This is a genomic window from Phytoactinopolyspora endophytica, from assembly GCF_004138495.1.
Lineage (GTDB): Bacteria > Actinomycetota > Actinomycetes > Jiangellales > Jiangellaceae > Phytoactinopolyspora > Phytoactinopolyspora endophytica.
This window is the reverse complement of the sequence record NZ_ML142861.1, coordinates 147,540-153,284: the sequence shown is the minus strand read 5'-3', so window position 1 is coordinate 153,284 and position 5,745 is coordinate 147,540. Positions and strand designations below refer to the sequence as shown.

The following is a 5,745-nucleotide window of genomic DNA, read 5'->3' as shown; positions in this document are numbered from 1 at the left end:
CGCCCGGGATGATGTCATCGGAACCGATCTCGCGGCGTGCCGCGCATTGCGTGCACAAAGTCACACTGCCACCCGCCAGCAGCGCGTCCAGCAGGTCGGGCAGCGGGGCGGCATGCGGCAGTTCGAACTCCGCCGCTCGTCCGGGCAGCGCGAACCAGGCGGACTCGCCGGTCAGCCAGAGCGACACCGTAGCGCCGTTGGCCAGCGCGGTGGTGGCGACTGTGAACGCCTGCGAGCACCGCTCCGGAGCGTCCGCTCCGGCCGTGACTTTGACTACGAGGGTGTGAGCCATGGGCTCAAGACTAAGAGGCGCTGCCGCTGAGGACCGCCGCGGCGAGGAAGCGGGGCAGGCCGCCACAGAGAGGCGATGTGACGGAACGGCTGACCCTACCGCTACACTCGCGGTGTGCTGGAAATTGTCTTCACCTCGCTGATGGTGCTGGTTGCCGTTGCGTCGGGCCTGATGGCACTGCTCGTCGTGCTCAAGCTCTTCAAGGGCCAGGCCTGACCCAGTCCGCGCTGCCCACCTGTCGATAGAGGCCGTTCACCGTGATCGAGATCCCCAGTGACCTCCACTCCGACTGCGTGCCGCTGGCCTGGCTGCTGGGACGCTGGGAAGGCGCCGGTCTGGGTGACTACCCGACCATCGAAGCCTTCCGCTTCGGCCAGGAGGTGGAGTTCAGTTACGTGCCGGGCAAGCCCTTCCTGTCCTACACGAGCCGGAGCTGGATCCTCGACGAGGACGGGAACCTCGTCCGTCCGGCCGCCCGGGAGACCGGGTACTGGCGGCCGCAGGCGGACGACGAGGTCGAGGTCTTGCTGACGCATCCGACCGGCTTCGTGGAGATCTATCTCGGCCAGGTCGAGCCGGCGAAGGTGGAGCTGGCCACCCGTGGTGTGCTGAAGACGGAGACGGCGAAGGACTACCGCAGCGGGCATCGCCTGTACGGGCTGGTCAACGGCAACCTGATGTATGTGTACGAGATGGCGGCTATGGGGCAAGACCTGCAGCCGCATCTGTCCGCCGAGCTGAAGCGAGTGGCGGACGCCACCGAGGCCTCGGACTAGTAGGTAGCCCCGCGGTCATGCTGCGATACGCGATCAGCCGGGCCGGATGTTCTGGTTCAGGCGGAAGAGGTTGGTCGGGTCGTACGTCCGCTTGAGCTCTTTGAGCCGCCTGTACTTGTCCGGGCCGTAGGCCTGTTCGATCCGGGCCTCACCCTCGTCCATGAGGAAGTTCACGTAGACGCTGGTGTGGTACGGCTCCAATGCTTTCCAGAAGGAACGTGCCCATTCCCGCTCGGCGTCGAACCCGTCCGTCGTCTCTGAGTTTCCGTTGATGTTGAACGTGTGCCCGGCCGCGCGTCCGTTGAACGCCGTCTCGTCGTCGCCGACCCGGGCGACGGCCCCGCCCAGCTGCCAGAGGGCGAGGCTCGTGACGGGAGAGACGATCCGGCGGCCGAACTCCGCTGTGATGTCGATGACGTCGTCGTTGAGCTGGTCGACGTCGCATGACCGGACGTAGTACCAGCAGCCGTGCCGGAAGGACGGGTCGAACGTCGCCTGGTGGGCGGTGTACGGCTTGGGAACGCAGAGATCGAGGACCGGTGAGCCGAACGACTTGAGCGGAGCAAGCACGGCGGCGCCCTCCTCGACGGGGCCGGCGTAACACGCAGCGATGCCGACGAGATGCCGTCCGACCCACTCCGGCGGAACCGCCGGAAGATCAGGTGCTCGCCGCAGGACGGCGATGGTCATGACCTCGTCCGGGCAGTCCATGATCCAGTCCCGGTAGAAGCGGAGGACCTTCGTAGCCTGCTCGATCGGCCAGAACACGGGGCCGGCCATGACGTGCGGGCCGATCGGGCTCAGCCTGAACTCGAACTCGGTCACGACGCCGAAGTTCCCGCCGCCGCCCCGCACACCCCAGAACAGGTCCGCGTTCGTATCCTCGCTCGCCGTGACGGACTCGCCGTCCGCCGTGACGACGTCGACCGAGAGAAGCTGGTCGATGGTGAGTCCGTACTTGCGCATGATCCAGCCGATGCCGCCGCCGAGCGTGAGCCCCGCCACCCCGGTATGCGTGACGATCCCAGCCGGTACCGCGAGGCCGAAGGCCTGGGTCTCTCGGTCGAGCTCACCGATCAGCACCCCAGCCTGCACCCGGACCGTCCGTCTCTCCGGGTCGACACGCACACCCTTCATCATGCTCAGGTCGACGACGATGCCGCCGTCACACACCGACAGCCCGGGAAAGCTGTGCCCGCCGCTGCGGACCGCGGTCAGAAGTTCGTGCTCGCGCGCGAAACGGACGGTGGCGGCGACGTCGGCGGTGCCCGCACAACGTGCGATCAGTGACGGACGGCGATCGATCGAGCCGTTCCATACTCGCCGGTGACGGTCGTAGTCCGGATCGGAAGGACGGATGAGCTCGCCTACCAGGGATGACTCGAGGTGGCCGGCGGACGTACCACTGGCCGGGATGACTCCCGTCGGATCCCCCATGTTGCCCCCTCAGGATGCTGATCAGCCTGGCACTGCTCGAGCGTCGAGCACAAGGGTGGTGCGCGCCAAACGCGTGCGAGGCGGCGCACGCGCTGGCGAAGTGCCTGGATGCCGACTGATTTGTGCCGCCGGGATGGTCCGCACCGGCGTCGGCGTTGCATATGGTCGTGAGTGTGAATCCGACGTATCGCAGCCCCTTTCTCGACGTTCCGGGTGCCGTGGAGGCAGCGGAGCCAGACACCGGTGTGGCCGCCCACTACGGCGACCCGCACCGGGAGCAGCGTCAACTCGTCGCCGGGACAGGTGTCGTCGACCTCTCGCACCGGGATGTCGTGCGCGTCAGCGGGCCGGACCGGTTGACTTGGCTGCACCAGCTCACCACCCAGCACTTCGAACGGTTGCCGGCAGGAGAGGCGACGTCGGCGCTGGTCCTCGACCCGAACGGCCGCGTCGAGCATGCTCTGTACGGCGTCGACGACGGCGAGACGATCTGGTTCCACATGGAGCCCGGGAGCGCGGCGCCGCTGGTCCAGTACTTGGACTCGATGAAGTTCTGGTCTCAGGTCGAAGTGGCCGATGTCACCGGAGAGGTCTGCGTCGTCTGGGAGCCGACCGGATCGGTCACCGGCGACGAGGGCGGTCCGGCGGTCATCGTGGCGCGCGTCACCGAGCGCGGCCGTGACGTCTTCGTCCGGCGGGCCGAACTACGGTCCTATGTGGACAGCGTCGGGTCGTTGGCCGGGATCTGGGCATACGAGGCGCTGCGGATCGAGGCGCACGAGGCCCGGCACGGACGCGAGACCGACGAGCGAACCATCCCGCACGAGGTGGGCTGGATCGGTGCCGCGGTCCACCTCGACAAGGGTTGCTACCGCGGCCAGGAGACCGTTGCCCGGGTGCACACGCTCGGCCGGCCTCCCCGCCGGATGGTCATGCTCCACCTCGACGGCTCGGTCGACTATCTGCCGGAGCACGGCGAGGACGTCGTGGCCGACGGCCGGACGGTCGGCTTCGTGGGATCGTCCGCACGGCATCATGAGCTGGGGCCGATCGCCCTTGCCGTGGTCAAGCGCAACGTCCCGACCGACGTGCCGCTGACCGCCGGCGGTGTCGCGGCCTCGCAGGAGGTCGTCGTCGATCCCGAGGCCGGTCTGCACGTCCGTCCGAAGCTCCGCTAGGAGCTTCATCGGCCGTCGATGACCACGTGTCGGTCACGGTGTGTCCGGGCGGTGGTCCCGCCAGCTGTACTGGGGGTTGTAGCCGAGCATGCGGCGTGCCTTGTCGATGCCGAGCAGAGTCTCATGTGCGCCGATCTCGCGTCGGCGCGGGACATCAGGGTAGACCGCGTCGAGAAGCTTGTCGTTCGGGGTCTGCATCACCGTGTCGGCGTTGGCGATCACGAAGACCTCGGCGCCGGTGATGTCCGACTCGAGCGCCAGACGCATAGCCTGTGCCGCGTCGCGCGCGTCGATGTAGCCCCACAGGTTCCATTTGCGAAGCATCGGGTCGTCCTGGAACCCGGGGAAGCGCTCGTAGTCTCCGGGAGCCATGACGTTGGACAGCCGCAGGCCGATGATCTTCATCTCGGGTTCCCACCGGCAGAACTGCTCCGCGATGTCCTCGCCGACGAGCTTGGAGAGCGAGTAGGCGCTCTCCGGACGGCCCCGGTAGTCCTCGTCGACCGGCGCGTACGGCGGTGGTACATCGAAGGGCAGGCCCAGCACCGTCTCGCTCGACGCCCACACCACGTTCTTGATGCCGAGCTGCCGTGCCGATTCGAACACGTTGTAGGTGCTGACCGTGTTGGTCGCGAAGGTGACGTGGTTCGGTGCGAGCCCTGGCGCCGGGATGGCGGCCAGGTGAACGATGCCGGTCACGTCCTTGGTCCGTTCGTCGACCCCGGCGAGCGCGGCCATCGTCTGGCCGAAGTCGGTCAAGTCCGCCACTGTGTGCCGCACGGTTGAATCGGCGGGCCGGACCAGGTCGACCGACACGACGTCGTATCCGTGCGCGGCCAGGTCCTCCACGCAGGCACGGCCGGCCTTGCCGCTGCCTCCAGTCACGATGATCATGTCGTCTCCCAGGAGTGGACGCGGGGCGGGTATGAGAAACCGGTATCGCTCTCAACATAACGTCCGCTCAGCCGACCCGTGACGTCGGTACGTGCAGCCCTCATGGTGTCGGCGGCGAACGCCGTCGGCGGATCAGACTTCAAGGATGAGTGTGACAGGACCGTCGTTGACCAGGCTGACCTGCATCTGCGCGCCGAACACCCCGGTCTCGACCTGCGCGCCGAGCTTATGCAAGGCCACAGCGAACGCCTCGACCAACGGTTCCGACACCGGCCCTGGGGCGGCCGCGTTCCACGACGGCCGCCTGCCCTTACGGGTGTCCGCATACAGGGTGAACTGGCTGACGACGAGGATCGGCGCACCGACGTCGGAAGCCGACCGTTCCCCGTCCAGGATTCGCAGCTCCCACACCTTCCGCGCCAGCCTGGCCGCGGTCTCCTCGTCGTCGTCATGTGTGACGCCGAGCAGCACCAGCAGCCCCTGGCCGACACTCGCCTTGACGTCGTCTCCGTCCTTACCTGCATCGATGGTGCCGACGGCCGTCCCACCCGGATCTATGGCGCCGACGACCTCGTCGTCAACCCGGACTGATGCCGAACTCACTCGCTGTACTACTGCTCGCACACACCCGATCCTGCCAGCCCACACCCTGATCATCGAGGATCGGTGGGGTGATGACCCCGCAAATACTCGATGATCTCTCCGTCGGAGTCGTGGTGAATGCCAAGGCTGATTTCCGCCGGACCAGCGCGACGGCGGCGGGCAGCATCGAAGTCATGGACAACATTCTCAACAACAAGCTCGACGGCAAGGCGGCGTTCATCACGGGTGGCAGCAGGGGGATCGGCGCAGCCGTGGCTCTGCGGCTGGCCGCTGAGGGCGCCGACGTCGGCTTCACCTACCTCAACGACGACGACAGCTCGGCCTCGGTGGTAGAGGCCATCAAGGAACACGGCCGGCGAGGCCTGGCCTTCCGGGTCGACAGCGCCGACGCCGAGGCCGTGATCGAGGCGATGAACAGCGCGACGGCGACCTTCGGGCGACTCGATGTGCTCGTCAACAACGCGGCGCTGTATCCGATGGGTCCGGTGACCGAGACCGGGCTCGACGACTTCGACCAGACGATCGCGGTCAACGTCCGCACACCGTTCGCCGTGTCCGCCGCGGC

7 protein-coding genes are annotated in these 5,745 nt (G+C 67.3%); 3 read left to right on the top strand and 4 right to left on the bottom strand.

Annotated features, from left to right (window positions below):
* On the bottom strand, positions 1-292 hold a 292-nt coding region (locus tag ELR45_RS22955; protein ID WP_205857086.1), incomplete at its 3' end, for a DsrE family protein.
* 257 nt (positions 293-549) lie between these two features.
* Between ELR45_RS22955 and ELR45_RS22950 the strand changes: the two genes are divergently transcribed.
* Complete coding sequence (locus ELR45_RS22950; RefSeq protein ID WP_129668414.1) at positions 550-1,068, top strand: heme-binding beta-barrel domain-containing protein; 519 nt, start codon at positions 550-552, stop codon at positions 1,066-1,068.
* 33 nt (positions 1,069-1,101) lie between these two features.
* Here ELR45_RS22950 and ELR45_RS22945 read toward each other — a convergent pair whose 3' ends face one another.
* On the bottom strand, positions 1,102-2,505 hold the full coding sequence (locus ELR45_RS22945; protein WP_129668413.1) for an FAD-binding oxidoreductase: 1,404 nt from the start codon (positions 2,503-2,505) through the stop codon (positions 1,102-1,104).
* 161 nt (positions 2,506-2,666) lie between these two features.
* On the opposite strand from ELR45_RS22945, the gene ygfZ reads away from it, so the two are divergent.
* Positions 2,667-3,683 carry a CAF17-like 4Fe-4S cluster assembly/insertion protein YgfZ gene (gene ygfZ, locus ELR45_RS22940; RefSeq protein WP_129668412.1) on the top strand — a complete coding sequence of 339 codons (1,017 nt, stop codon included), beginning with the start codon at positions 2,667-2,669 and terminating at the stop codon, positions 3,681-3,683.
* A 33-nt stretch (positions 3,684-3,716) separates the two neighbouring features.
* On the opposite strand, the gene ELR45_RS22935 is transcribed toward ygfZ, so the two are convergent.
* Both ELR45_RS22935 and dtd read right to left on the bottom strand, forming a co-directional pair.
* Positions 3,717-4,577 carry an NAD-dependent epimerase/dehydratase family protein gene (locus ELR45_RS22935; RefSeq protein ID WP_129668411.1) on the bottom strand — a complete coding sequence of 287 codons (861 nt, stop codon included), beginning with the start codon at positions 4,575-4,577 and terminating at the stop codon, positions 3,717-3,719.
* A 132-nt stretch (positions 4,578-4,709) separates the two neighbouring features.
* A complete protein-coding gene (gene dtd, locus ELR45_RS22930; protein ID WP_129668410.1) occupies positions 4,710-5,201 on the bottom strand; it encodes a D-aminoacyl-tRNA deacylase in 492 nt (163 codons plus the stop codon).
* Between the two features lie 50 nt (positions 5,202-5,251).
* On the opposite strand from dtd, the gene ELR45_RS41390 reads away from it, so the two are divergent.
* A partial coding sequence (locus ELR45_RS41390) for an SDR family NAD(P)-dependent oxidoreductase (protein WP_240760071.1) occupies positions 5,252-5,745 on the top strand: 494 nt, incomplete at its 3' end.